The sequence below is a fragment of the Streptomyces sp. NRRL F-5755 genome, assembly GCF_001279365.1.
Taxonomy (GTDB): domain Bacteria; phylum Actinomycetota; class Actinomycetes; order Streptomycetales; family Streptomycetaceae; genus Streptomyces; species Streptomyces rimosus.
The window spans coordinates 14,606-40,307 of record NZ_LGCW01000311.1 but is presented as its reverse complement, the minus strand read 5'-3'; the positions used below and the strand labels follow the sequence as shown (position 1 = coordinate 40,307).

Sequence of the window (25,702 nt, the reverse complement as noted above, 5' to 3'; positions counted from 1 at the left end):
GGGATCGCCCCCCGCTCCCGCCCCCTCCGCCCGCAACGGCCCATCCGGCCCGAACCCCGCAGGCAGCGGTCCGATGTGGTCGAAAACCTCGACGATCTCGTCCTCGATCGTCGCTTCCGGCAGCAGTTCGGCCGCCGCGAGCAGCGCTTTGCGCGCCCCGGCGGCCGTCTTGAAGCGCAGGTCCGGGTCCGGCTGCAGCAGGTTCGCCAGCACCTGCCACAGCGGCTCGGCGATGCCCTCGGGCGCGTCCGGCGTCCCGTACTGCGCGAAGTGCTCGACCAGCCCCTGGGTGTCCGGCTTGGAACCGGTCAGCAGGTGCACCGCGACCAGGCCGACCGCGAAGAGGTCGCCGGGGAAGTCGGGTTCGGCGCCCAGCATCTGTTCCGGCGCGAAGTAACCGGGCGTACCCACCACGTAGTTGGCGTCGGTCAGCCGCGGCTCGCCCTTGCGCATCGAGATGCCGAAGTCCGACAGCCGTACGTGGGGGCGGCCGGTGCCGGTGGCCTCCAGGAGGACGTTCGCGGGTTTGATGTCGCGGTGCACGACCCCTTCCGCGTGGACCGCGGTCAGGCCGGACAGCAGCTGGTCGAGCAGGACGCACACCAGGCGCGGCGGCAGCGGCCCGTAGTCGCCCACCAGATGGGCCAGCGAACCGCCGTGCACGAGGTCCATGGTGAACAGGACCTTGTCGTCGTCGGCGGCCCAGCTCGCGGGGGCGAGCACATGCGGGTGGTCGATCCGTACGGCCTGCTCGCGTACGAAGCGCAGCAGCGTGTGCGCGTCGCTCTGCTGCAGCACCTTGGCCGCCACATAGCGGCGGCGCCGCTGGTCCCAGGCGCGCCAGACGGCGCCCACGCCGCCCCGCCCGATCGGGTCGATCAGCTCGTACCGACCGGCGAAGACCTCACCCATTGCGTCCCGTCCGCGTATCGAACCACCGAACTGCCGGCTCCTCCCGGAGGGCGCCGCGTGCGCCGCTCCGGCTCCGCCGGCTAACTCTGGTGCGCCTCGTAGTGGGAGACCGCGTCGGCGGTGCGTCCCGCCCCGTAGACCCTGAGGAACTCTGCCAGTTCGGGGTGGGTGGGGGCGAGGGTGTTCGCGGCGTCGATGATGTCGCCGGCGGCCGAGACCGAGCGCAGCAGCGACTGGATCTCGCGGACCACGCGCCGTACGGTCGTCGCCCCCGTGGAGGTGGCGGTCTGCGCGGTGTTGTTCAGCACCGAGCCGCCCGCGGTCTTCTTGATCTCCTCCATCCGGTCGGTGGCCTCGGCGGCGCTGACGCTGCCGTCCGCGACCTGTCCGGCCAGCTCCTGGAGCGCCTGGACGCGCTGGACGACGGCCGGATTGCCGATCTTCGCCCGCTGTCCGCTCATCAGCTGGGACAGCATGGGCGCGGACAGTCCCAGTACGGACGCCAGGCGCGCCTGGTTGAGACCGAGATCGTCGATGAGACGGCGGAACAGCGCCCCAAGAGGCTCCCCGTACCAGCTCCGCTGCAGCTCCCGAGCACGCGCGGTGGCTTCTTGCTGTGCTGCGTCCATGGCGTCTCCCCTGTCTCCCCGATCGCGCTTCGCTGCCGCGAATCTCGCGGAGCATCCTACGGAGAGCACCTGCGCGCGGCGATACCCGGTCGGGAAACCTCGCGGGCACCGGGTACCCTGGTTCGCGACGGGGCCTTAGCTCAGTTGGTAGAGCGCTGTCTTTGCATGGCAGATGTCAGGGGTTCGACTCCCCTAGGCTCCACTCGTCAAACCCCTCCGACCTGCGGGAACGCGGTGAGGTGGACGCTTCGTCCCTATCGTTGTGCTGGCGCGGCAGCAGGAAGCGGCTACTGAGGGTTTGGTTTGCTGGGGGAAGGTGCGGGGCTCCTGGTGCTTGGTACGTGAAGGGCTGACGCACCTACGTTAATTCGTGAGGTCCCCCGGTCGTACGCGAGCCACTGGTTGAAGACGCGACCGCATGCGTTCGCCGGATTGATGGCACGGGCGGTTGGAGGTGTGGTGACGCCGGTCCGCCCGCTGGAGGTGAGGCGGCCGAGCACATTTGGGTGTGCAGCCCCTGGACGGATCCGCCGGGCCCGATCATGACGCTTTACCCGGATCGGAGTGAAAGATCATTGCGGGGACCAGCTCGGGACGCACTTTCAACGAGTTCGGTCCGCTCAGTATCCGCCCCACCGCAGGCATGGGGCGGGCCAGGTGAGAACACCCCGACACGGTAGGAAGAGTGCTGGACACTCCAACCGCGCCGAAGCCGATCCGGGTGTCTGTTATCCGTACCGGCGCAGCGGGCGGCTTCTTGGTGGAGACAGCGCTGGTCCCGTTCGGACATGTCATTGAGGTCCGTGCCCCCGCATTCGGCGGTGTCAGGGCGAGCCGGGCGAAAACAATCGTGGTCAAAGCGGCGGTATGTACTCGTATGACGACGACATCACTCAGGTCCGCTCACCTGGGCTCGCAGACGCCCACAGTGCACAGCGCCGTCAGTCTGAAACCCACTTTCGCCGGCCCCGCGAACCAGGATACGCGCCAGCGAATCGACGCGTCCGGTGACAGATCCACCACTATTCGGCAGGCGCAAGCAGAGGTGCCGCAGATGACGTGATGGACATGCGAGGTCGATGGAGTGAGGAGCATGGCAACCCTGCGGGACCGTGAAGTGTGGAAAACGCCATGATTCACCAGTGCTGCGCTCGACTCGCCCCCGGCTTCCGCTGGCGCTGCGCGCATCCAAACCGAACGGATACGCCCCTTCATCGTCAAACCCTACCGCCTCGGCGCTTGTCAAACCTTTACCTTGCGGCTCATCTTTTATATTTTCTTGAAGTGTCTTTGGCCAAGCCTTGCCGATGTGACGATGCGTCAGGCCCCCAAGTTACAGAAAGCGATTGAAAGAGGTGTGAACTCGTGTGATGCTTGGTGTGCATGCCGGGATAGGCGTGTCGAGATATCTACTGAGATTTTCGGGGGATTTCTGTGGGTTCACATTCGTTATCTGTGTCGCATGTACGGAATTCCGGCGAGCAGGCGGGCCCTTGGGTGGTCCTCGTTGCGGAGAGTGACACGGAGCGAAGAGAGAATCTCGCGGCCGACCTGCGTCGAAGCGGTCAGGAAGTGCGAGGCGTAGAGAGTGGCCAGGAGGCGTTGGCCGCCGCTGCAGAAACTGACCTTGTACTGCTCAGTGCGGATCTCAAAGACCTCGACGGGCTTCACGTGTGTCGCCTGCTCCGTGCCGTTACTGACACCCCCGTCATTTTCATCGGGCCCCCGGCCTCGGAGCTGGATATTGTGCTGGCCCTGCGGGCCGGCGGGGACGACTATCTGGCGCGGCCGTACGGGCTACGCGAACTCATGGCTCGGATCGGCGCGGTTATGCGGCGGTCCTACATCTGCAAGCAGGAGCCCCCGCTGCTGGTGCGGGGGCACCTGAGCATTGACGTGCGAAGACGCGAAGTGAAATGCGACGGACGTTCGCCGAAGCTGACCCGCAAAGAATTTGAACTTCTTCTCCTTCTGGCAAGAAATCCCGGAAAGGTCATTTCGCGCGAAAGGATCATCCGTGAAGTGTGGGGGGAGTCCTGGTCTCAGCGGACGGTCGATACGCACATCAGTAATCTTCGATTCAAGCTGGGTGACAGAGATCTAATAGTTTCGGTGCGGGGTGTGGGTTTCATGATGGCCAAGGCCTGATATTCGCGTTCATTCTCTGCTGATGGCGTCAACGGCGTCGTCAGGCCACGAGGGTGCGGGCGCTGCGCGTGCGAAGAAACAACAATTGAATGCGGTTTTTAGTGACGGGCCGTCAGGTGTCCTGGTGGCCCGTCACGGGCTCGGGGGCTCTCGTGTGTGTCGGGCCCAGGATTCCTGCCGGAGGCGCTGCTCGTAAGGGCGGATCGGCAGAGCGTCAAACCGGACCAGGCGGCCGGTGATCATGCGCGTCCAGGGGGAGCGGGCCGTGGGCTGGGGTGCCGCGATGTCTGTTGGGAACAGATGGGCGGCGACGACGAGCAGAGGTAGCCCCAGTCGGCAGGGTGCCGCGGGCTCCGCCGAACAGCACGAGCATTGCCATCCAGGCGAGTAGCCCGCGATGGCGCCCTGGGCGCTCTCGGGGCAGGTGTGGTTCTGTGCTACTTTGCGCAGGCTGCTGGCGGGGGCCGTGTGATGTGCCTCCGTGTCCATCCGCCTGAGTGTCGGCAGACGCGGCCGCGAGGTGGAGTCGTCACCACTGACCTGACCAGTTGCGAGACCTCGCCCCGGTGACTGATGGAGATCATTCGCTTTCAGGGCCCCCACCAGAACCGGGCCTCAAGTTCCGGGCCGGGACTGCATTTTTTCTACTCTGCGCCGAAATCTGCCCAGCCGTACCGCAACCGTTCGAAGACCGCCTTCAGGTCTTCCGGCGAGTAATCGCCGTATGTGACAAGGAAGCTGGCGTCCAGCACGAAGCGGGCGAGGATGGTCGCGAGCAGGTCACCCTCCGCGGTCCCAGCCTGCTGCGCCAGAGTGCGAGCGAGACTGGCCTCCCAGTTCCGCCGCACACGGGCGGCGTACTCCAGCAACGCTGGTGTGGTCTTGACCAGGTCGACGAATGCTTCACCGGACGGACCATCCGCTGCTGGGGGGTGCGCCGCGGGCACCAGGTGCTCCTCCAGCGCGTCCAGCATCGAGACGCCAGGGGTGCGGTCGCGTACCGCGGCCGTCAGGGCGCGCTCGTACTCTTCCTCGGCGTCAAAGACCAGAGCCTCTTTGCAGGGGAAATAGGCGAACAGCGTACTCACGGCCACTTCGGCGGCGTCGGCAATCTCGGCGACGGTTACGTTTTCGAATCCGCGCTCGCGAAACAGGGTGAACGCGGTGTCCGCCAGGCGCTTCCGCGTCTGGGCCTTCTTCCGTTCTCGCAGTCCCGGCACTCGGGCAACCTCTCGCACTAAGGGGCGGTTCGCTTCATTGTCCCGGGGGAGCACTGGCACCAGAGATGCGCCTCTGACCTGCGAAGTAGCGACCGTCCCCATCTCTCATGGCGCGGAAACAGGAGCGCCTGTCCGCCGGGCGAGCGTACAGGGTGAGATCGGGATCAGCCTGGCTACGTGGCGTCGACGCTGCTGTGGAAGACGCCCCCTGTCGACCCGCCGCACATCGGCTGACCTGCGGTTTACGAGTCGCGACAGCCTTGCGGCGAGCCGTCCAGGACTGAGTTCGAAAGTCTAGTACATCCGTGTTGACACCGACCGCAAAACCGTATCTACTCTGAACTCGTAGTTACTTCGAGATTCGAGGAGAGCTCATGGAAGTGACGGCTGCACGACGTTGGATGGCCCTCGGTGCACTCGCTCTCGCGATGCTGACCGTGGGGCTCGACATGACGGTGCTCAACATCGCCCTGCCCACGCTTGCCAATGACCTGCACGCCAGCACTGCGGCCCTGCAGTGGTTCAGCACCGCGTACACGCTGACGCTGGCGGGCGTGATGTTGCCGGCAGGCGCGCTCGGAGACCGCTTCGGGCGAAAGAAATTCGTCTTCGGCGCCCTGATCCTCTTCGGGGCGGCCTCGGTCTGGTGCGCGTTCGCCTCGTCATCGGGCGAGCTGATCGTGGCCCGTGTACTGCTGGGTGTCGCGGCGTCCGTCCTTATGTCCCTGTCCATGGGGATGATCCCGGTCCTCTTCCCGGACCCGGCGGAACGCGGGCGTGCCACCACCGTGTGGATCACGGCGGTGACGCTCGGTATGCCCCTCGGCCCCATCGTTGGTGGTCTGCTGCTCGACCACTTCTGGTGGGGCTCGGTGTTCCTGGTCAATCTGCCGACCGTGGCCATTGGCGCGCTCGCGGTGGGCTTGCTGGTGCCGGAAACCCGCAGTCAGACCCGTCGTCCTATCGACCTGGTCAGCGTGCTGCTCTCGGCGGCCGGCCTCGTGGGTGTCACGTACGGCCTGATCCGGTTCGGCGACGAGGGCTGGGGGGACGGCACAGCCTGGGTGACCTTCGTGGTGGGCCTCGTCTTGATCATTGGCTTTATCGCCTGGGAGCGCACCAGGAAACACGCTCTCGTGGACCTGGGCCTCTTCGGAAACCGCGGATTCCGCATGGGCACGTTCTTCCAGCTGATCAACGCGTTCGCGATGTTCGGCCTCTTCTTCACCATTCCGCTGTACTTCCAGTCGGTACTCGGCGTCGACTCGCTCGGCAGCGGCCTGCGCATGCTTCCCATGATCGGCGGCTTGCTGGTGGCCACGAATTTCCTGGAGGGCCTGCGCGACAAGATCGGCCTCAAGTGGACCCTGGTGATCGGCTTTGCGGCTCTCGCGATCGGGTTGGGCCTCGGCGCGCTGACCGGTGTCGAAACTTCGTACGGGTTCGTCGCTGCCTGGATGGTCGTCGTCGGTCTCGGTATCGGTATCGTCCTGCCCAGCTCGATGGCCCTGGCCGTGGGTGCGCTTACTCCAGAACGGGCGGGCGCCGGGTCGGCTCTGCTCTCGGCTTTGCGCCAGGCCGCCGGCACCACCGGTGTGGCGGTGCTCGGCACGGTGTTGTCCACCCGGTACCACTCCGAACTCGGCACGCTCAATCGTGAGCCGATCTCCGACGGCGTCGGATCCGGTGCCGCCTACGCTGATTCGCTCGGTGACACATCGATGCTCCACCACGTCCAGTCGGCCTTCGTGAGCGGAATGGACCTGCTCATGATCGTCTGCGCTGGAATCGCAGTCGTCGGCCTCATCCTCTCGGCGGTCGCCACCAAGGGCCGGACTACCGAATCTGAAGTTCCGCTGCCCGAGTCGGAAACCGTGCCGGTCGCGTAGCAGCAAATCGACTCTCTTCACGAGGAAGTGATCAACATGCGCAGCATGGTTACCGTCTCGAAGATGGACCTGCACCACAGTTGGAAGGTTACGCAGCTCTTCCACGAATTCGACAGCACGGAGATACCCGGCCTGATCGGCCTGCGCCGCCGTCAGTTGTTCATTCACCAGAACATTCAGATTCATCTGTACGACTTCGCCGAGAAGTCCGACCAGATAGCCCTCGAAAAGGTCAAATCCGATCCGCGCATGGCTCGCCTTTCGGTCGATCTGCAGCCTTTTGTCACGCCGTACGAGCCCGAAACATGGAACTCGCCGGCCGACTCCGCAGCCTCGTGCTTCTATTGCTGGGAAGGCGAACCGACCGAGGAACTGGGGAGCACGGGTACCACCGTCACCCTTGCACGGATTGCCCCGGAAGTGATCCCCGACATCACGAAGATCGTCGGGGAGTTCGATGCCACTACCCAATCGGCGTGGATCCGCAGGCGTCAGCTGTTCGCGTTCAAGGATCTGTGCATTCAGGTTCAGGACCACGCCGGCTCCCATGGTGCCGACATCGCGAGGAAAGCGGCGTTGGACCTCTGGAACGGCCAGGTTGTCCAGGGCCTGCCGCATCCCGTCGCTAGGGAGATGGCGACGGACGGTCACGCAAGCCGGATCTATGGCTGGTCGGCTTCCTAACGTGATGAGCCGATGACGTAGTGGTCCCAAGGAGGGTTGGGTATGAGGCTCAAGCGATCCGAGCGGTGCGCGAGTCAGCCCGCGCCGGAACGCCGTGTGTCGGCCGTAAGCCCCGAGTACGCATGGGGCGACGAGTCCCCGGCCGGCGACTTGCTTGGTCTGTGCGCGGCTTCCCTGGGCCCGTCCTGCCGCTTGGAGGCGCAACCGTCCTTCCTCGGCTCCCACGGTCACTGGCTCCGGCCTGCCGTCGTGGCAGCCGCCGAGCAGTTCGCCGGCTGCCCGGGGTGCGGATCGCGCCCAACTCGTCGGGCAGCCGCGAACCGCACCAGGGACGAGGGCGACGTGCACGTCGCTGCCGAACGCGCGCGATCCGAGTGGGACCGGCCGCGCCATCGTCTGCCGAGGAGCCAAAGCGTACGCGGGACCGCCGCTGCCCTGTCTAACGCGAATCGCGCTTCCTGCCAGGGCTCCCTCCCCGAACAGGAAGCGCTGCGCCACGCCGTGGACGTCGCTCGGGCCGGTCGGGAGCTACTTCGGTTGCCCTGTTACCTGCCAGCCCTTCCCCTGTCCGCACGATCACCACTGACCTGCAGAGATCTGGCGTCCAAACACGAAGTGACGAGGATTATAGACCGACTATGATTACGTTGCGAGTCCGAACCGTGTACGCTGGCTGTGCCCGGCCGTGGTGTCACTGCGGGGGCGTGCCGGTGATGACGGGGGCGTGGCGGCGTGCGACACCTTGTGTGTACCTACATTTATTTCGATCGTAGAAGAGCACCGGCACCTGGTGTTTCGCCGTGTTTTCCCCCGAAGGTCACCTGCGGAACGTCAAGAGAAATTAACAAAACCATGTGATTGGAGCAGTGATGCCAATCACATGGTTCAATTTTGCTTGCGTCGGCCTCGAGGGAAGCTGGAAGGTGGAATAGTGAACGCAAGACAGGTGAAAGCGGAAATAGCCGAACTCTTCGATCGCTATGTTCTCGCGCTTGACTACGATGAACTCGATGAGGAGTGGGCGCGCGGTATCTTCTCGGACGACGTGCTCATCGAGTTTCCCGTTAGCCAGCACGACGGGATCAACGGCCTGGTGGAATACCACCAAAAGGCGTTGTCGATGTGGGCAAGAACCCATCACGTGAATACCCAGTCAATCGTGAGCATCGAGGGGGACCGGGCAACGATCCGTGCGAACATGACGTCCGTACATGTGCATCATGAGCGGGCGGGTGAGGCACGAGAACACTACGTGTCTGGCACCTACGTCACCGGCGACGCGGTGCGCACCGATCGGGGCTGGCGCCTCTCGCGTCTTTCGTTCGACCTGATATGGAAGACCGGCAACCCGCCGGCCTGAGTGGGGGGTGGGCATTCATGCGATTAGCGCAGACGAAAGTGAGTTCTCTTCCTGAGATACTCGAAACCGACGGTACCGGATTCCGCTCTCTGGCTCGATCGGTCTCCGGGAGCCGAGCTAATTCCCCGGCAACGACGCCGAGTGCACCCCACGAGCTCTCCGACACCTGGCGAATACTGGTCGTCGAGGGGAGCAAGGCCGATCGTGAGGGCCTCACTGATGCCCTCGAGCGGCACGGTCATGTTGTCGACGCCGTCAATTCGGGCGGCGAGGCGCTGGCTTGCTTCGAGACAGTGGACCTCGTGCTGCTCGACCTCGACCTACCGGACTTGGACGGGCTCGAAGTCTGCCGTGAGATCCGGGCGGCCGGCGACACCCCGGTCATCACCATCACCTCGCGCGCGTCGGAACTTGACTGCGTACTCGCGTTGCAGGCTGGGGCGGACGACTACGTCATCAAGCCTTGCGGCATCCGGGAACTCATGGCCCGACTGGATGCCGTGATGCGGCGTTCGCGGCGTATGAGGTGCGCCGCCCGGGGCGTCGATGGCGGGTCTGTCCTGGAACACGGCCCTCTGCGCATTGACACCGACTCGCGCGAAGTTGAGGTGGGCGGCCGACCGGTTCCGATGACCCGCAAGGAATTCGATCTGCTCGCGCTGCTTGCCAGTACTCCGGGGCAGGTGGTCTCACGGGAGTCGATCATGCGCAAGGTCTGGGGCGAATCCTGGTCACGCCGTACCGTCGACACACATGTAAGCAGCCTTCGGAGCAAGCTGGGCGGACCTGAGTGGATCGTGACCGTCCGCGGGGTCGGCTTCAGGTTCCGCAGCGTGAGCTGACATTTCATTGCCGACGAATTGACGTTCGCTGAACCTGGCCATGTAGCTGCCTCGATATCGTGAGTTCATAGAACGTGGAACTCGGACCGAGGGGTCACATGAAGAATGCCGGTACAGGCGCGACCACTGAACTCGTCAACTTCCCCATTCAGCGCACGTGTCCTTTTAATATTCCGCCGGTCTATACGAAGTTCCGGGAGGAGGCACCGGTCAGTCAGGTGGTCCTCCCGGATGGCGGAAAGGCCTGGCTGGTCACCAAGTACGAAGACGTGCGGGCTGTGATGTCCAATCCGCTGCTCAGCTCCGACCGTCGTAAAAAGGATTTCCCGGTTGTGGTGCCCGGACAGAACGCGGCACTGTCCAAGCATGCCCCATTCATGATAATTCTCGACGGTGCGGAGCACTCGGCGGCGCGGCGCCCCGTCATCAGCGAATTCTCGGTACGGCGGGTCACCGCAATGAAGCCGAGAATCCAGGAAATCGTCGATGGATTCATTGACGATATGCTGAAGATGGCGAAGCCTGTTGACCTGAACCAGGTCTTCTCCCTGCCGGTTCCTTCGCTCGTGGTATCCGAGATCCTCGGCATGCCCTTCGAGGGCCACGAGTACTTCATGGAGTTGGCCGAGGTTCTGCTGCGCCGCACGACGGACGAGCAGGGCCGGATCAACATCTCGATAGAGCTGCGCAAGTACATGGACAAGCTGGTCGAGGAGAAGATCAAGAACCCGGGAGACGACCTGCTGAGCCGGCAGATCGAACTGCAGCGGCAGCAGGGCGGCATTGATCGGCCACAGCTCGCCAGCCTCTGCTTGTTGGTCCTCCTCGCAGGGCATGAGACCACGGCGAACATGATTAACCTCGGTGTGTTCTCCATGCTGACGAAGCCGGAGCTGCTCGCGGAGATCAAGGCGGATCCCTCGAAGACTTTGAAGGCCGTCGACGAACTGTTGCGGTTCTACACGATCCCGGACTTCGGCGCGCACCGCCTGGCCATGGACGACGTCGAGATCGGAGGGGTTCTCATACGCAAGGGCGAAGCCGTCATCGCCTCCACCTTCGCGGCGAACCGCGACCCCGCGGTCTTCGAAGATCCCGAGGAACTCGACTTCGGCAGGGACGCGCGGCACCACGTGGCCTTCGGTTACGGGCCGCACCAGTGCCTGGGGCAAAACCTGGGTCGCGTGGAGCTGCAGGTCGTCTTCGACACGCTCTTCAGGCGACTTCCGGACCTACGCCTGGCCGTACCGGCCGAACAGTTGTCGTTCAAGAGCGACGCACTGGTCTACGGCCTTTACGAGCTGCCCGTTACGTGGTGAAAGAGGTGGCCATGAGAGTCGAGAAGAATCACGATCGGTGTATCGGCGCGGGCCAGTGTGTACGGACCGAACCGAAGATCTTCGATCAGGACGATGACGGCCTGGTGCGCGTCCTGGTCGATCGTCTGCAGAGGGCTGACGAGGCCGCCGCCCGGAAGGCAGTCTTCATATGCCCGTCGAAGGCTCTATCCCTCGTGGAGGAATGACCCCGACTCCTCCGCGCGACCGCGCCGGGCCCCTTTTTGCAGGGGCCCGGCGCGGATTCGATCGTGTTCCATCACGAAGCGTTGTGCGTATTCTGGTCGTCGCCCGAGACCCACACGGGTTCGATCTGAACCCGAGCCAGCAGCCAAACCCCGTCTTCGCGCACGGCGGTGAAGGTATAACGGGCGCCCAGGTCAAAGTGCTTGTTCACCCCGTCGCGGCTCACATGGACCGCCGTGGCGTTCGCATGGATGATTGCCCTGTTGCCTTGCGCATGTGGCACGACATTGCTCATGTAATGCATGGTGCTAGCCCAGGTCAGATCGTCCCGCAACATGCCGGCCAGCGCCTCACGGCTGTCGATCCGGGTATCTGGCATTAATTCCATCGCCACGTCCGGGGTCAAGATCGTGGACAATTCCGCGGAGTCGCGAGTGTCGACGGCGCGTGCGAACCGTGCCACCAGCATCTGCAGCTGTAAGAAGTCGTCCATGCGCTTGATCGTTGCGCTCGTATCCGTCTCAGTCATGCCTTAGATATTGCGGTCTGGGATGCAACGGGTATATGAACTTTGCGATGTCTTGACGAAAACCTGACAAAAACTGCTCCCTCTTGTGGAGCGTCGAATCTTCGGTGCCGAAATCTTGCAGACTTCTGCAGTTGTTCGTATTGAGAGCTGTATCGATCACCGCGAGAATCGTTTCCGTCGCCGCTTCCCGCAGGCCGATGCGCAATACAGCAGACTCGCATTATGGAGAAGGATGTATGCACAGCAGTGTCGTAGTGGCCAAGATCAAACCGGAGTCCACTGAACAGGTCGCCCGCGCCTTCGCGCGGCTGGACGGTGCACCGGTCGGCGACTCAGGCCTTTTGCGTCGCCAGCTCTTCGAGTACAAGGGCGTGTACATTCACCTCCAAGACCGCGCCGACAGAAGGCCGGTCGAGGTTGTGGAGCAGAGCAGTGACGAGGCATTCGCCCCGTTCATAGAGAGTTGCGACCAGGGCGCCGACGGTCCGTCGGCGGGCATGGTTGCCACTCGGTTCTACGAGTGGCACGGGCAGCCGGTGGCCGCTGAGTCCCGTATGTACAGCACCGTGATCGTGGCCCGGCTCGACCCGGTTGACATCGAGACGGTTGCGAAACTCTTCGGCGAATTCGACGCTGAGACCGAATTACCGCACACGATGGGAACCCGGCGCCGGCAGCTGTTCGCCCACAAGGGGCTCTACTTTCACATACAGGACTTCGAGTCCGACAACGGCGGCGAACTGATCGAGCAGGCCAAGCGCGACCCGCGCTTCGTCCGTATTCAGCAGGACCTGCTGCCCTACATCTCTGTGTTTGACCCGGAAACCTGGCGATCACCTTCCGACGCCATGGCGCAGCGCTTCTACACCTGGCAGGTTGCGGCATGAGCGGGCGTCGCGTCGTCGTCACTGGTATGCAGGTGCTTGCTCCCGGGGGTGTGGGCACCGAAAACTTCTGGTCCCTGCTCAGCGAAGGTCGCACGGCCACCCGCCGCATCACCTTCTTCGACCCCGGGCAGTTCCGCTCACAGGTGGCCGCAGAGATCGATTTTGATCCGTACGAGCACGGACTGACCCCGCACGAGGTGCGGCGCATGGACCGCGCCGCACAGTTCGCGGTGGTCGCGGCGCGCGGAGCTGTCGCGGACAGTGCGCTCGATCTGGACGCGCTCGACCCGTACCGAATCGGTGTCACCATCGGTAGCGCGGTGGGTGCCACCATGAGCCTCGACGAGGACTACCGTGTCGTCAGCGACGGAGGTCGGCTTGACCTGGTGGACCACACCTATGCCGACCCCTTCTTCTACAACCACTTCGTGCCGAGCTCCTTTGCTGCGGAGGTTGCCCGCGCCGTGGGTGCGCAGGGGCCGAGCAGCGTGGTGTCGGCCGGTTGCACATCGGGGCTCGACTCGGTCGGTTATGCCGTCGAACTGATCCGGGAGGGTTCGGCGGACGTCATGGTCGCCGGTGCCACCGATGCGCCGATCTCGCCAATCACGATGGCTTGCTTCGACGCGATCAAAGCGACGACCCCGCGCCACGACGAGCCGGAGCACGCATCCCGGCCGTTCGACGGAACCCGCAACGGTTTCGTCCTCGGCGAGGGAGCCGCGGTGTTCGTTCTGGAGGAGCTGGAGAGCGCGCGACGGCGCGGTGCCCGCATCCACGCAGAGGTTGCGGGATATGCGACGCGGAGCAACGCCTACCACATGACTGGCCTGCGCCCCGACGGCGCTGAAATGGCCGAGGCGATCACGGTCGCGCTCGACGAGGCCCGGATGGGTCCCACCGCGATCGACTACGTCAACGCGCACGGCTCGGGCACCAAGCAGAACGACCGGCACGAGACCGCCGCCTTCAAGCGCAGCCTCGGCGAGCACGCCTACCGCACCCCGGTGAGCTCCATCAAGTCCATGGTCGGGCACTCGCTGGGAGCGATCGGGTCGATTGAGATTGCGGCGTCCGTCCTGGCGATCCAGCACAACGTCGTCCCGCCGACAGCGAACCTGCACACGCCCGACCCTGAGTGCGATCTCGACTACATACCGCTGATGGCGCGTGACCAGATCGTCGACGCCGTGCTCACCGTCGGCAGTGGCTTCGGTGGCTTTCAGAGCGCGATGGTGCTGGCCCGACCGGAAAGGAGCTTGGCATGACGGCCTCAGTGGTGGTGACCGGCCTGGGAATCGTCGCCCCCAACGGGCTCGGCGCCGAGGACTACTGGAGCGCGCTGTGTGTGGGCAAGAGCGGCATCGGCCCGCTCACCCGCTTCGACGCCGCGCCCTATCCCGCGAAGCTCGCGGGAGAGATCAGCGGTTTCGCGGCCGAGGAGCACCTCCCCAGCCGTCTGATGCCGCAGACCGACCAGGTCACCCGGCTGTCGCTGGTCACCGCGGACTGGGCGCTCGCGGACGCCGACGTCCGCCCTGCGGATCTGCCGGGCTTCGGTATGGGCGTCATCACGGCCAGTTCTGCGGGTGGCTTCGAGTTCAGTCAAAACGAGCTCAAGAACCTTTGGAATAAGGGCGGCGAATACGTGAGCGCGTACCAGTCGTTCGCCTGGTTCTACGCGGTCAACACCGGGCAGATCTCCATACGCAATGGTATGAAGGGCCCGAGCGGCGTCGTTGTGACCGACGATGCCGGCGGCCTTGACGCGGTAGCACAGGCTCGGCGCCAGGTCCGCAAGGGCACTTCGCTCGTGGTCGCCGGAGCTGTTGATGCCTTGCTGTGCTCCTGGGGCTGGGTGGGCCTGCACGCCAGCGGTCGCCTCAGCACCGTGAATGATCCCGGCCTCGCCTACCTCCCCTTCGACGACCGGGCGGCCGGCCATGTGCCGGGTGAGGGCGGCGCATTGCTCGTCCTTGAACCCGCCGACTCCGCCCGGGCCCGCGACGCCAAGGTGTACGGCGAGGTCGCCGGGTATGGGGCGACTTTCGACAGCCGCGCAGCGGGACTGCGTAAGGCAGTGGAACTGGCGCTGCAAGATGCCGGTTCGAAGCCGACGGACGTGGATGTGGTGTTCGCGGACGCCGCCGCCGAACCGGAGCTCGACCGGATCGAGGCGGAAACGCTGGTCGATGTCTTCGGTCACCGGGGCGTCCCGGTTACGGCCCCTAAGACGATGACCGGCCGGCTGTACGCCGGTGGGGCCGCTCTAGACCTGGCCACCGCATTTCTCTCGATGGAGAAGGGGGTGATCCCCCCGACCGTCCATACGGAGCCCGCCGACCGGTATGGCCTGGACATGGTCACCGGTCAGGCGCGAACCGCCGAAGTGCGTACGGCGCTGTTGCTCGCCCGTGGCCATGGCGGTTTCAACTCGGCCATGATCGTACGTTCCTGAATCCATCCACCGACAGACTGAATCCACTACCCGCAGAGGAGAGCCCCATGGCTCAGACCACGTTCACGCTCGACGACCTCAAGCGCATCCTCCTCGAAGGCTCCGGTGCTCCTGATGGCGGCGATACCCAGAAAGAGATTCTCGACATCGAGTTCAGCGACATCGGATATGACTCACTCGCGCTCTTGGAAACGGCCAGCCGCATCGAGCGGGAGTACGGAATCGACCTCGATGAGGCGGTCATTGGCGACGCCACGACGCCTCGCGCCTTTGTCGACGCAGTCAACGACCATCTCACGGTGTCGGCCACCTGACCGCGAGTGTTCGCAGGGAGAAGAGAAGAGATGACTCAGCAAGTTCAGCGTGTTGCTCTGGTGACGGGTGCCACGAGCGGGATTGGCCTGGCCGTGGCCCGATTGCTGGCCAGGCGAGGTCACCAGGTGTTCATCGGTTCGCGGACTGAAGACAAGGTTGTGGACACGGTCAAGCTTTTCCAAGAAGAGGGCCTGGACGTGGACGGGACGGCTCTCGATGTGCGCTCGGTCGAATCGATACGTGCTTACGTCCGGACTGCGGTCGACCGTTTCGGAACGGTGGACATTCTCGTGAACAATGCAGGCATCAGCGGCGGCGGGGTGACCGCAGATATCGCCGATGAACTGTGGGACGACATTATCGACACCAACCTGAACAGCGTCTTCCGGTTAACCCGGCAGGTCCTGACCGCGGGCGGCATGCGCGGCAAGAGTTGGGGCCGCGTCATCAACATCGCTTCCACGGCGGGCAAGCAGGGCGTGATCCTCGGGGCGCCGTACTCCGCTTCCAAGCATGGCGTCGTCGGATTCACCAAGGCGCTCGGCAATGAGCTCGCCCCCACCGGCATCACCGTCAACGCCGTCTGTCCGGGGTACGTCGAGACGCCGATGGCTGAGCGCGTAAGGCAGAACTACGCACGGCTGTCCGGCTCCTCGGAGAACGCCATCCTGGAGAAGTTCGAAGCCAAAATACCGCTGGGACGCTACTCCACCCCCGATGAAGTGGCCGGTCTTGTCGGCTACCTGGTCTCCGATACGGCAGCTTCCATCACCTCCCAGGCCCTGAATGTATGTGGCGGTCTCGGCAACTTCTGATCGCTGCCCCACGACCCATACCGAGGAGCGCCATGGCGTCCGAACTGTGCACTTCCGAGCATGAAATCAAGGTCGCGGCACCCGCCGAGGACATCTACCGCCTGCTGGCCGAGGCGGAGAACTGGCCGCAGCTGTTCCCACCGAACATCTACGTCGACCGTGTGGAGCGCACCGAGCGCGAAGAACGCATCCGCATCTGGGCGACGGCCGGCGACACCGTCAAGAACTGGACGTCGCACCGCATTCTTAGCCCGGAGGAGCTGCGCATAACCTTCCGGCAGGAATCCAGTGCGCACCCCGTGGCAGCGATGGAAGGGTCGTGGCACATCGAGGCCCTGCCCTCCGGCGAGTCTTTGGTCCGTCTCGGCCACGCCTTCCGGGCGGTCGACGAAACCGGCCTGGCCTGGCTCGGTGAGGTCGTGGACCGCAACTCTCGCGCCGAACTGGAATCCCTCAAGGTGATCGGCGAGTCGAAGTCCGCCACGGACGAACTCACCTGCTCCTTCACGGATACGGTACGGATCGAGGGTGATGCCCGGGATGCCTTCGATTTCATCTATGAAGCGCAGTTGTGGACCGAGCGGCTGCCGCACGTGGCCACGGTGAGCCTGGAGGAGCCGGTCCCAGGGCTGCAGACCCTGGAGATGGATACCCGTGCCAATGATGGCACCACGCATACCACGAAGTCGTACCGCGTGAGCCTCGCGCCCCACCGAATCGCCTATAAACAGGTCACTTTGCCAGCGCTGCTCACCCTGCACACCGGGTGCTGGACTTTCACCCCGGACGGCAACTCGATCGCGGCGTCCTCGGAACACACGTTCAGGGTCAATGAAGCGGCCATCGCTCAGGTGCTGGGCCCGGAGACGACCGTATCGGGCGCCATCGACTTCGTGCGCACCACTCTCAGCAGGAACAGCACGGCCACGCTCACTCACGCGAAGGCGTATGCGGAAGGGCGCGCCCGGGGAAGCCGGTCATGACCGCGGCGCCGCCTGCCCCGCCCATGCTACGGACGGTCGACCAGCGGCGGATCGTCCTGGACGCGGGCGGCATCAAACTCTCCGCCCTACTGGCTCGCCCGGCGCATGTCCCGTGTAGGGCAACGATTGTCGCCCTACACGGGGCCGGTATGGGTGCGGCGTATTTCGACGGGCCGGCGCACCCGCAGACCTCATTGCTTGCCGTCGCAGCAGAGCTGGGCTTCGCGGTGGTGGCCGTTGACCGGCCCGGGTACGGCGCCTCGGCCGAGCAACTCCCTCTCGGGCAGGGCGTAGCGGACCAAGCACGCACTCTGGCCGCGGGACTGAATGACTTCGCCGCATGCCACGACACGGGCGGGGGCATCTTTATCCTGGGCCACTCCTTCGGTTGTAAGCCGTCGCTGCTCATGGCGGCTGATGGCACGGTCCCCGGGCTTTTCGGCGTGGACGTGTCCGGCTGTGGTGACGAATATCTGGTTTCTCCTTCCCCTGCCCGGGCCGGAAGCTGGAAATACAACTGGGGCCCTTTGCGGCTGTATCCGCCGGGGACGTTCCAGTCCAGTAGCGGCCTTGTCGCTCCGGCGCCCAGGCGGGAGATCGACGATGCCGATCGGTGGCCCGACCTGATGGCAGAACTGGCGGGCCGTATCCGCGTCCCGGTCCGATTCACCTTCGCGGAGTACGAAGCGTGGTGGCGCCGCGACCGGTCGGCCCTGGCCCGGCTGCGCGACAGCCTCACCGGGGCACCCCGGGTCTTGATTGACCACCAGCCCGACGCGGGACACAACATCAGCCTCGGATGGGCGGCCCGCGCCTACCACCTGCGGGCACTCGGCTTCGCGGAGGAGTGCCTGCTGCGGAAGGGGGGAGTCTGATGGCTACCACGGTGAACGTGCTCGTGCTGTCCCGCGCGGTCGTGGAACATCCGCTGGTGGCGGCACTGACAATCTTCGCCCCCGGCATCATGAACACCACTGAGAGCGTGGAGCAGGAGTCGGAGGGCGAAGCGGACTCCCCCTCCTGCGACGCGGTGCCCTGGCGTCTGGCTCGGCGGGGCTTCGCATGACCGGCGAGCCCGTAATCGCCCCGGCTCCGAGAAGCCTCCTCCTAGCCTGTGATCTGCAGGCGCCGGGAACTGAAGTGGCGGCCCGGGCCGCACTGTCCCGAATGTCCGCGCATGACAAGGAACGGATCGCACGTCTGACCCGTTCCACCGACCGGACACGCTCGGTGATGGCCAGGTGGCTGGCCCTGCAAGCCGCTTCGCGGTTTGTCGGAGGTCCGTGGGCCAACCTGCGGCTCGGGCGACATCACCGAGGGCGCCCGTATGTCATGGCACAGCCGCGCTTGTCGCTGAGCATGGCGCACAGCGGACGGTACGCGGTAGCGGCCGTGGCGCTCGACGGGTTGGTGGGCGTGGACGTGGAGGAGATCACGAGGGTGACCGCGCTACCGGACAGCGCCTTCCTCACGTCGGCGGAGAGCTCCGAAATGTCCTTGGCGCGGGACGACGGGGAGGGCCGGGCAGCTCTGTGGGTGCTGAAGGAATCAGCGATGAAGATGACTGGCGAGGGCTTGCGGGCGGGCATGAGGCGCGTGAGTTTCCGTCGGCGCGCTGGAGAACGATTCCCATTCGGCGCTCAAACGGATTACATTCCGGGTGCCTTCAGCGTCACCCGACTTGGCGGCGGTTATGTCTGCGCGGTTGGGGTCTCGGCTGGAATACCTCCCGCGGCCTCGCTGGTCCATGCCGGCGACCTTCGGGAAGCAGCCGTTGCCGGGAACCGAGAGGAGTGACATCGTCATGCACCCCATGCCAGACGGCAGTGCACCGGTGCCGACCACCGCGGCGGAACGGGACGTGATCGCTGCACCTCCTTGGCCCGAACCGGACGCAGAAGAAACGGAGGAGGCGCACATTTGGCGCAGCGTCAATTAGTGGGTGCTCCATTCGGCGGCCGCCGGAACTTGACCGCCGGCGACCTGCGTGATGTCGGCGCGGGTCTGTCGGCCTGGGCAAGGTCGTCTCCAGCGACTGGGTGTGGCGCCTTGTGCGACCTCGCGCAGGCCAGTGCGAACGCCGCGTTCGGGCACTCAGGCGGCCTGCGCCTGCCGGAGCCGCCGTTGGGTCGTGGTGAGCACCATCGTGGGGATGGTGGCCAGGACGGTGACGCCGACCACCCACCAGTGGGTGTGACCGAAGGCGGCGGTGGTGTGGTGCGGGGTCAGCCGGGCCGAGGCCCGTGAGGTGGTGCTGGAAGATCACGGTGAGGATGGCGATGCCGGCGGGGCCGCCGACCCGCTGGAAGGTGTTGAGCAGCGGGGTGGCGTGCGGCACTTGGGAGCGGTCGATCACCGAGTACGCGGTGGCCATGGCCGGCGTGATCGCCACGCCGACACAGAAGCCGCGAACCACCAGGACCACCGACAGCCACCAGTAACGCGAACCCCGACCGCCACTAAGCCAGGACGTTGGAGGCCAGTGGCCCATCGCAACGCCGCCGTCGACCGGGAGCACGGCGCCGGTGATGTACGAGGCGTTCGGGCTGGCCAGGAACTGAACGGCGTGGGCGATCTTCCTGCGGCTCCGCCGCCCGGCGCAGCGGCACCTGGTTCACGATGTGCTGGAACCGCTCCTCGGGAGGCTGGCCGGTCATGTCTGTCGCCGTCAGCCCGGGGGCGACGATGTTGACGGTGATGTTCGGCGAGCCAAGCTCACGGGCGAGAGACCGACCGAAGCCCACGAGACCAGCCTTGGAGGACGCGTAGTTCGACTGCCCGGCCTCGTCGGCCAGGGGCACTGCGGAAGAAATCAGGATGATCCGTCCCTGGCGGGCCTTCATCATCTTGAGCGTGGCCCGCTTCGCAACGCGGAAGGCAGCCTTCAGATTGGTCTCCAGGATCGCGTCGAAGTCCTACTCGCTCATCGGGACGAGGAGACCGTCGCGGGTCACGCCGGCGTTCGCCACGAGGACCTCCATGGGCCCGTGCGCTTCTTCGATCTGCTTGAACGCCTCATCGACCTGGGCGGGGTCCGTGACATTGCACCGGACGCCGACTTGATCAGCTTGTTGTGGGGTTACGCTGCAAACGCGCTAAGACGTTGCTTCAGTTGGTGAGCTTGCGATAGCTGATGAGTGCCGCAGCGATGCCGACGAAGGCGAGGAAGTGCTCGGCCTTGCGCTCGTAACGGCGGTGCAGGCGGCGGCAGCCGGCCAGCCAGGACACGGTTCTCTCGACCACCCAACGGTGGCGGCCCGGCCGCTGTGAAGACTCGACGCCCTTGCGGGCGATGCGGTGACGGATGCCCCGCTCGCCAAGCCACCTTCGCAGGTGAGGGTAGTCGTAGCCCTTGTCGGCATGCAGCTTGGCCGGCCGTCGGCGGCGAGGCCCGCGGTGGGAACGGATGGGCGGAACGCCACGCACCAGCGGCTGCAGGCCCAGGCTGTCGTGCGTGTTGGCGGCTCAGATGCCCAGCGACAGCGGCAGCCCGTTGCGGTCGGTGATCAGGTGGATTTTCGATCCGCTCTGGCCACGGTCGGTCGGATTCGGTCCGGTCAGCGGCCCCCTTTTGCCGCTCTCAGGCTGACGGAGTCGATCGCGCACCGCGACCAGTCCAGCTCACCGCGGGCGCCAAGCTCGTCCAGCAGCACCCGGTGGAGCCTGGCCCAGACACGGTCCCGGCTCCAGTGGGCGAAGCGCCGGCAGACGGTCGGCCAGGCCGGACCGAAGACCGGCGGCAGCTGCCGCCAGGTGCAGCCCGAGGTGGCCACGAAGATGATCGCGGCCAGCGCCTCGCGATCCCCGGACCGCCGCCGGCCGCCGCCCTGCGGACGCTTGACCTCCGTGGGCGGCACCACCCGCCGGAACAACTCCCACAACTTATCGGGTACCAGCCGTTCCACCAAGCCCACCATGAACGGCTCAACGACTCACCAGCACCAAAGGAAACGCTGTCTAAAGCCAGTGGCAGCAAGCCTCAGTTGTGGGGAAGGTTGCGACAGCAACGTGTCGGAGCCCCGTGTTGACACGCCAACACGGGGCCAGATTCAAGAGGGGCGAGCAGGATTCAGCAGGATCGGAACAGGATGGATTGTCCTGATTTTCCGGGTGAACCCGCAGGTCAAAAAGGTAACAATTTCGGGTTCGACTCCCCTAGGCTCCACTCGTCAAACCCCTCCGACCTGCGGGAACGCGGCCGGAGGGGTTTTTGCGTGCGGCGCGGGTACGGGGCGCCGGAGCGCAGGGCACGGTAGTCGGCGCGAACGGGCCGTGCCGCAGGCCCCGGAAGGACTGCGGCACGGCCCGGACTCCTGCTGGTGGTACCGAGGGGTCAGGGCGTGGGGCCCTTGGGGTCCTCGGCTTCGGCCTCGGCCTGCTTGGCCTGGACCTCCGGGTCCAGGACGGCGGCGTCGACGGCGGTCAGGGTGGTGCGTTCGTTGACCTCGGTGGCGGCCGGGGGCTCGACCAGCCAGTCCGGGTTGGCCTGCTTGTCCCACCACTTCCAGGCGGCGAAGGCGCCGCCCGCGAGGATGCCGACGATGGCGAGGCGCTTGGCGGCCTTGCCGGCGCGACGGCGGCGGTTGTGCTTCTTGACGATCTTCTCGATCTCCTTGGCCGACACCTGGCCGCGCAGGGCGGCGAGGGCGGCGATGCCGCGGGCCACGGCCTGGTCGCGGACCGGCTCGGCGGCGGCCCGCGCGCTCTGCACGGCGTGCTCCACGCGCGGCGCCGTGTAGTCGGCGGCCTGGCGCGCGGCCTTGCGGGTGCGTACGGCGGCCTTGCTCGCGGCCTTGTCGACCTTCGGCGGCAGGGCGCCACGGGCGTGCTCCAGGCGGGGCTGCACATGGGCGTCGTACTGGCTGCGTGCCTGGTGAGCGGCCTCGGCCACCTTGGGTGCCAGTCGCGTACGGGCCTCGTGCGCGTAGTGCGCGGCGGTGTCCTTGGCCGTACCGGCATACGGAGCCACCACCTCCGCCGCGTGCCGCACGCTGTCCTTGGCCGAACTGGTCGCCGCGCGCACGCTGTCCTTGCGGGTCACGGGATCCTCCTCCTCGGTGGCGTGTCCGGGGGGCTCGGGGGTTGTTCCCCAATGTCTGCTGTGTCGCCTGTCCACCCAGTTCAAGATCATGCCTGCACATGCGCCACACGGCATGTGCGAGCGGGCATCCGGGTCATTGGGGACCTTACGGAGCCTTGTGATGACAATGCCACGCTTTGCCGGTCCGTGCGCCGGTTCGGCGGGTACTGGTGACCGAAAGGGGAGGGGGAACGTGGGCCGGTGTCCGGGTGCGGGGCGGGTGTCCGTGCGAGGATCGGGACTCGTCAGTGCAGACTATGGAAGGTAGATCGTGGCTGAGCAGCTCTACGCCACCCTGAAGACCAATCAGGGCGACATCGAGATTCGGCTCCTGCCGAACCACGCGCCGAAGACGGTGAAGAACTTCGTGGAGCTCGCCAAGGGCGAGCGCGAGTGGACCCACCCGCAGACCGGCAAGACGACCACGGACAAGCTGTACGACGGCACGGTCTTCCACCGGGTGATCAGCGGCTTCATGATCCAGGGCGGCGACCCGCTGGGCAACGGCACCGGCGGCCCCGGGTACGAGTTCGCGGACGAGTTCCACCCGGACCTGGCCTTCAACAAGCCGTACCTGCTCGCCATGGCCAACGCCGGCCCGGGCACCAACGGCTCGCAGTTCTTCATCACGGTCTCCCCGACCACCTGGCTGACCGGCAAGCACACCATCTTCGGCGAGGTCACCAACGACGCGAGCAAGAAGGTCGTGGACGCCATCGCGGCGACCCAGACCAACCCGCGCACGGACCGCCCGGTCAACGACATCGTGATCGAGTCGGTCGTCGTCGAGAGCCGCTGACGCGCGGCACCCCGCCCCGCGCGTATCCAGGTGCGCGCGGATGACGGTGTGCGGGAACCATTGCGCCCCGCCCGGTCGTAGATCGGGTGGGGCGCGCACTTCGTTCGTGCGGACGTCCGCACGGACCGTGACGAGGGACCGAGGGGACCATGGACCAGGTGCCAGGCAGCCCGCAGGAGCCGCGTGACGCGCGGCCGGGTGACGCCGCGCCGCCCGGCTGCTACCGCCACCCGGACCGTACGACGGGCATCACGTGTACGCGCTGCGAGCGGCCCATCTGCCCCGAGTGCATGGTCAGCGCATCGGTCGGATTCCAGTGCCCCGAGTGCGTACGCGACGGCGGCGGTACGGGCCGTACGGCGCAGGCAACCGCTCCCCGGACCATCGCCGGCGGCGCGCTGACCGCGGACACCCGGCTGGTCACCAAGATCCTGCTCGGCATCAACGTCGCGGTGTTCATCGCGGTGCTGGCGGCGGGCGACGGCCTGGTGCAGGACCTGGAGCTGATCGGCGGGGCTTTCACCCGGGAGGACCTGCGGTTCATCGGCGTCGCCGAGGGCGAGTGGTACCGCCTGCTGACCGCGGTCTTCCTCCACCAGGCCCCGATGCACATCATCTTCAACATGCTGTCCCTCTGGTGGCTGGGCCCGCCGCTGGAGGCGGCCTTCGGCCGGGTCCGCTTCCTGGCGCTCTACCTGCTCTCCGGGCTCGGCGGCAGCGCGCTGTCGTATCTGCTCGCCGCGCAGAACCAGCCGTCGCTGGGGGCTTCCGGCGCGATCTTCGGGCTGCTGGGCGCGACGGTCATACTGATGCGCCGCCTGAACTACGACATGCGGCCGGTGCTGATCCTGCTCGCGCTCAACCTGGTCTTCACCTTCGCCTGGCCCGACATCGCGTGGCAGGCGCACGTCGGCGGCCTGGTGATGGGCGCCGCGGTGACGTACGGAATGGTGCACGCGCCGCGTGCGCGGCGGGCGCTCGTACAGGGCGCGACGTGTGCGGTGGCGTTCCTGGTGATCGTCGCGGTGGTGTGGGTGCGCACCGGCCAGCTCATGGGCTGAGCACGGCGTGCCGCCGTCCGGTTCCGGGCTGTGAAGAGCCCTGGGTACGGCGGGTTGTCCACAGAGTGCGCCGGATCTTGTGCACCTGGTGGAAAAAGCCGCTCACGGACCGTGCGGATATGTGTTTTCCCAGGAAGAACCGGGTGGGACGGTGGCCGAGCGGGCGGGCCACCAGTCACACCGGCGTCAACGGCCGGGAAGTTATCCACAGATCTTCTGAAGTTTTCCCCGGCTGTGGATAACCGTGTGGATGGCCTTGGGCAGGGCTTGCGCCGAAGCGGTGGACCAGAGGCGCGCAGGCGGCCGGCGCACCGGGCCGGACGGCGGCCCGGTGGCCTCTTCGGGACCGCGCTACCGGCCGGCCCCGATGACGGTGATCGCCCCCGCTACTTCCACTGCGTGGACACGCCGAAGCCCAGCGCGATGAAGCCGAAGCCGCACACGATGTTCCAGTTGCCCATGGACTTCACGGGCAGGCTGCCCCCGGTCACATAGAAGAGCACGATCCACACCAGACCGATCAGGAACAGTGCGAGCATCACCGGAGCCACCCAGCCCCGGCCCGAACTCATGCGCAGATTGGTCGTCTGCTTCGCCGGCGGCGGCGTGAAGTCGTCCTTCTTGCGGATCCGTGACTTCGGCACGAGGAACTCTCCTGTCGATGCTCTGCGTGACCGCACTGGGGGCGGAGGATGCTGCTTACGGGCCGGGCGGGAGGTGACGGGGAGCGTTTTCCCTCCCCGGGCGTCCGTTAGCGTAGTGCTTCCGCGGCGTCGTAAGGAGCAAGGGTACGTTGAGCACTTCCGCTGACTCCCCCGGCCGCCCGTCGCGCCGCCGTCTGCGGCCGGTGCGTCTGCTGACGCTGGCCGTCTTCGCACTGGCCGGGCTGATCTTCTGGCTGAGCTTCGACACCGCGCGCGGCACGGACCTGCGCTCGGACGACTCGATGCTGCGCCTGTCCGACCTCATCCAGGAACGCAGCCACAAGAACGGCGCCCACGACGAGCGCAACGCCGCGCTGCGCGACGAGGTCGACACCCTCGCGCACCAGGACAGCGGCAGCACACAGGCCGAGGACGCCAAGCTGGCGGCGCTGGAGAAGAACGCGGGCACCAAGCCGGTCGCGGGCCAGGGGCTGACCGTCACCCTCACCGACGCCCCGCCGAACGCCACCGCCAAGATCCCCGGCGTGCCGGAGCCGCAGCCCAACGACCTGGTCATCCACCAGCAGGACCTGCAGGCCGTGGTCAACGCCCTGTGGCAGGGCGGGGCCCGGGGCATCCGGGTCATGGACCAGCGGCTGATCTCCACCAGCGCGGTGCGCTGCGTCGGCAACACGCTGATCCTCCAGGGCCGCGTCTACTCGCCGCCCTACAAGGTCACCGCCGTGGGCGACCGCGACAAGCTGAACCGGGCGCTGACCGCCTCCCCGGCCATCCAGAACTACCTCCAGTACGTGAACGCCTACGGCCTCGGCTGGAAAGTCGAGCAGCAGGAGGCGGTGACTCTGCCCGGCTACTCCGGCACAGTGGATCTCCACTACGCACAGCCTGTGAAGCCGTGATCCG

At 65.9% G+C, this 25,702-nt stretch carries 27 protein-coding genes, 1 tRNA gene and 3 pseudogenes; 23 read left to right on the top strand and 8 right to left on the bottom strand.

The window, feature by feature from the left end:
- Positions 1-912 (bottom strand): serine/threonine-protein kinase (locus tag ADK86_RS36965; RefSeq protein ID WP_159394055.1); only part of this gene is annotated, 912 nt, incomplete at its 3' end.
- A gap of 80 nt (positions 913-992) precedes the next feature.
- Positions 993-1,541, bottom strand: a complete 549-nt coding sequence (locus ADK86_RS36960) for a helix-turn-helix domain-containing protein (protein ID WP_030178696.1) — start codon at positions 1,539-1,541, stop codon at positions 993-995.
- 129 nt (positions 1,542-1,670) lie between these two features.
- Here ADK86_RS36960 and ADK86_RS36955 point away from each other — a divergent pair.
- From ADK86_RS36955 to ADK86_RS36950, 3 genes are all read left to right on the top strand, one after another.
- A tRNA-Ala gene (locus ADK86_RS36955) sits at positions 1,671-1,743 on the top strand.
- Positions 1,744-2,226: 483 nt separating this feature from the next.
- On the top strand, positions 2,227-2,604 hold the full coding sequence (locus tag ADK86_RS43560; protein ID WP_159394054.1) for a hypothetical protein: 378 nt from the start codon (positions 2,227-2,229) through the stop codon (positions 2,602-2,604).
- Between the two features lie 371 nt (positions 2,605-2,975).
- Positions 2,976-3,689, top strand: coding sequence for a response regulator transcription factor (locus ADK86_RS36950; RefSeq protein ID WP_420718906.1), 714 nt, complete (start codon positions 2,976-2,978; stop codon positions 3,687-3,689).
- A 644-nt stretch (positions 3,690-4,333) separates the two neighbouring features.
- Here ADK86_RS36950 and ADK86_RS36945 read toward each other — a convergent pair.
- Positions 4,334-4,909, bottom strand: a complete 576-nt coding sequence (locus tag ADK86_RS36945) for a TetR family transcriptional regulator (protein WP_053700561.1) — start codon at positions 4,907-4,909, stop codon at positions 4,334-4,336.
- 374 nt (positions 4,910-5,283) lie between these two features.
- Between ADK86_RS36945 and ADK86_RS36940 the strand changes: the two genes are divergently transcribed.
- The 6 genes from ADK86_RS36940 to ADK86_RS36915 all read left to right on the top strand — a co-directional run bounded on the left by ADK86_RS36940 (position 5,284) and on the right by ADK86_RS36915 (position 11,209).
- On the top strand, positions 5,284-6,798 hold the full coding sequence (locus ADK86_RS36940) for an MFS transporter (RefSeq protein WP_053700560.1): 1,515 nt from the start codon (positions 5,284-5,286) through the stop codon (positions 6,796-6,798).
- A gap of 36 nt (positions 6,799-6,834) precedes the next feature.
- Entirely contained in the window at positions 6,835-7,482 is a 648-nt protein-coding gene (locus ADK86_RS36935; protein WP_053700559.1) for a TcmI family type II polyketide cyclase, read from the top strand.
- A 931-nt stretch (positions 7,483-8,413) separates the two neighbouring features.
- Positions 8,414-8,842 (top strand): nuclear transport factor 2 family protein, encoded by a 429-nt coding sequence (locus ADK86_RS36930; RefSeq protein ID WP_053700558.1) that lies wholly within the window; start codon positions 8,414-8,416, stop codon positions 8,840-8,842.
- A gap of 17 nt (positions 8,843-8,859) precedes the next feature.
- A complete protein-coding gene (locus tag ADK86_RS36925; protein WP_078952515.1) occupies positions 8,860-9,684 on the top strand; it encodes a response regulator transcription factor in 825 nt (274 codons plus the stop codon).
- Between the two features lie 98 nt (positions 9,685-9,782).
- The gene (locus ADK86_RS36920) at positions 9,783-11,003 is read left to right on the top strand and encodes a cytochrome P450 (protein ID WP_053700557.1); all 1,221 of its coding nucleotides are present in this window, start codon (positions 9,783-9,785) and stop codon (positions 11,001-11,003) included.
- Positions 11,004-11,014: 11 nt separating this feature from the next.
- On the top strand, positions 11,015-11,209 hold the full coding sequence (locus ADK86_RS36915) for a ferredoxin (RefSeq protein ID WP_053700565.1): 195 nt from the start codon (positions 11,015-11,017) through the stop codon (positions 11,207-11,209).
- A gap of 71 nt (positions 11,210-11,280) precedes the next feature.
- On the opposite strand, the gene ADK86_RS36910 is transcribed toward ADK86_RS36915, so the two are convergent.
- A complete protein-coding gene (locus tag ADK86_RS36910) occupies positions 11,281-11,736 on the bottom strand; it encodes a nuclear transport factor 2 family protein (RefSeq protein ID WP_078952514.1) in 456 nt (151 codons plus the stop codon).
- A 197-nt stretch (positions 11,737-11,933) separates the two neighbouring features.
- Between ADK86_RS36910 and ADK86_RS45100 the strand changes: the two are divergent.
- The 11 genes and pseudogenes from ADK86_RS45100 to ADK86_RS45085 form a co-directional block, all read left to right on the top strand.
- Positions 11,934-12,248 (top strand): annotated as a pseudogene (locus ADK86_RS45100) (TcmI family type II polyketide cyclase); the annotation flags it as partial.
- Between the two features lie 42 nt (positions 12,249-12,290).
- On the top strand, positions 12,291-12,623 hold the full coding sequence (locus ADK86_RS45095; protein WP_053700564.1) for a TcmI family type II polyketide cyclase: 333 nt from the start codon (positions 12,291-12,293) through the stop codon (positions 12,621-12,623).
- Positions 12,620-13,891 (top strand): beta-ketoacyl-[acyl-carrier-protein] synthase family protein, encoded by a 1,272-nt coding sequence (locus ADK86_RS36900; RefSeq protein ID WP_053700555.1) that lies wholly within the window; start codon positions 12,620-12,622, stop codon positions 13,889-13,891. The genes ADK86_RS45095 and ADK86_RS36900 overlap by 4 nt, the downstream gene beginning before the upstream one ends.
- Positions 13,888-15,081 (top strand): ketosynthase chain-length factor, encoded by a 1,194-nt coding sequence (locus tag ADK86_RS36895; protein WP_053700554.1) that lies wholly within the window; start codon positions 13,888-13,890, stop codon positions 15,079-15,081. The genes ADK86_RS36900 and ADK86_RS36895 overlap by 4 nt, the downstream gene beginning before the upstream one ends.
- Positions 15,082-15,128: 47 nt before the next feature.
- Complete coding sequence (locus ADK86_RS36890) at positions 15,129-15,395, top strand: acyl carrier protein (RefSeq protein WP_053700553.1); 267 nt, start codon at positions 15,129-15,131, stop codon at positions 15,393-15,395.
- 30 nt (positions 15,396-15,425) lie between these two features.
- Complete coding sequence (gene fabG / locus ADK86_RS36885; protein WP_053700552.1) at positions 15,426-16,211, top strand: 3-oxoacyl-ACP reductase FabG; 786 nt, start codon at positions 15,426-15,428, stop codon at positions 16,209-16,211.
- 32 nt (positions 16,212-16,243) lie between these two features.
- Positions 16,244-17,194 (top strand): aromatase/cyclase, encoded by a 951-nt coding sequence (locus ADK86_RS36880; protein ID WP_053700551.1) that lies wholly within the window; start codon positions 16,244-16,246, stop codon positions 17,192-17,194.
- Positions 17,191-18,069 (top strand): alpha/beta hydrolase, encoded by an 879-nt coding sequence (locus tag ADK86_RS36875; RefSeq protein ID WP_053700550.1) that lies wholly within the window; start codon positions 17,191-17,193, stop codon positions 18,067-18,069. The genes ADK86_RS36880 and ADK86_RS36875 overlap by 4 nt, the downstream gene beginning before the upstream one ends.
- Positions 18,069-18,260, top strand: a complete 192-nt coding sequence (locus ADK86_RS36870; protein WP_053700549.1) for a hypothetical protein — start codon at positions 18,069-18,071, stop codon at positions 18,258-18,260. Before ADK86_RS36875 ends, ADK86_RS36870 begins: the two co-directional genes overlap by 1 nt.
- Positions 18,257-18,991, top strand: a complete 735-nt coding sequence (locus ADK86_RS45090) for a 4'-phosphopantetheinyl transferase superfamily protein (RefSeq protein WP_078952512.1) — start codon at positions 18,257-18,259, stop codon at positions 18,989-18,991. Before ADK86_RS36870 ends, ADK86_RS45090 begins: the two co-directional genes overlap by 4 nt.
- Before the next feature lie 476 nt (positions 18,992-19,467).
- The gene (locus ADK86_RS45085) at positions 19,468-19,635 is read left to right on the top strand and encodes a hypothetical protein (RefSeq protein ID WP_234346289.1); all 168 of its coding nucleotides are present in this window, start codon (positions 19,468-19,470) and stop codon (positions 19,633-19,635) included.
- Positions 19,636-19,676: 41 nt separating this feature from the next.
- On the opposite strand, the pseudogene ADK86_RS45080 reads toward ADK86_RS45085, so the two are convergent.
- The 3 genes and pseudogenes from ADK86_RS45080 to ADK86_RS36845 form a co-directional block, all read right to left on the bottom strand.
- Positions 19,677-20,253 (bottom strand): annotated as a pseudogene (locus tag ADK86_RS45080) (SDR family oxidoreductase); the annotation flags it as partial.
- Positions 20,254-20,302: 49 nt separating this feature from the next.
- A pseudogene (locus tag ADK86_RS42825) lies at positions 20,303-21,111 on the bottom strand (IS5 family transposase).
- 416 nt (positions 21,112-21,527) lie between these two features.
- On the bottom strand, positions 21,528-22,235 hold the full coding sequence (locus ADK86_RS36845) for a DUF5324 family protein (RefSeq protein ID WP_053700544.1): 708 nt from the start codon (positions 22,233-22,235) through the stop codon (positions 21,528-21,530).
- A gap of 310 nt (positions 22,236-22,545) precedes the next feature.
- Here ADK86_RS36845 and ADK86_RS36840 point away from each other — a divergent pair, with 310 nt between their 5' ends.
- Positions 22,546-23,073, top strand: coding sequence for a peptidylprolyl isomerase (locus tag ADK86_RS36840; RefSeq protein ID WP_030598889.1), 528 nt, complete (start codon positions 22,546-22,548; stop codon positions 23,071-23,073).
- A gap of 149 nt (positions 23,074-23,222) precedes the next feature.
- Entirely contained in the window at positions 23,223-24,134 is a 912-nt protein-coding gene (locus ADK86_RS36835; RefSeq protein ID WP_053700543.1) for a rhomboid family intramembrane serine protease, read from the top strand.
- Positions 24,135-24,520: 386 nt separating this feature from the next.
- Here ADK86_RS36835 and crgA read toward each other — a convergent pair whose 3' ends face one another.
- Positions 24,521-24,778: a cell division protein CrgA gene (gene crgA / locus ADK86_RS36830; protein WP_053700542.1), complete on the bottom strand. Its 258-nt coding sequence runs from the start codon at positions 24,776-24,778 to the stop codon at positions 24,521-24,523.
- A gap of 149 nt (positions 24,779-24,927) precedes the next feature.
- Here crgA and ADK86_RS36825 point away from each other — a divergent pair, with 149 nt between their 5' ends.
- Positions 24,928-25,698, top strand: a complete 771-nt coding sequence (locus ADK86_RS36825) for a DUF881 domain-containing protein (protein ID WP_053700541.1) — start codon at positions 24,928-24,930, stop codon at positions 25,696-25,698.
- Positions 25,699-25,702: the final 4 nt, after the last annotated feature.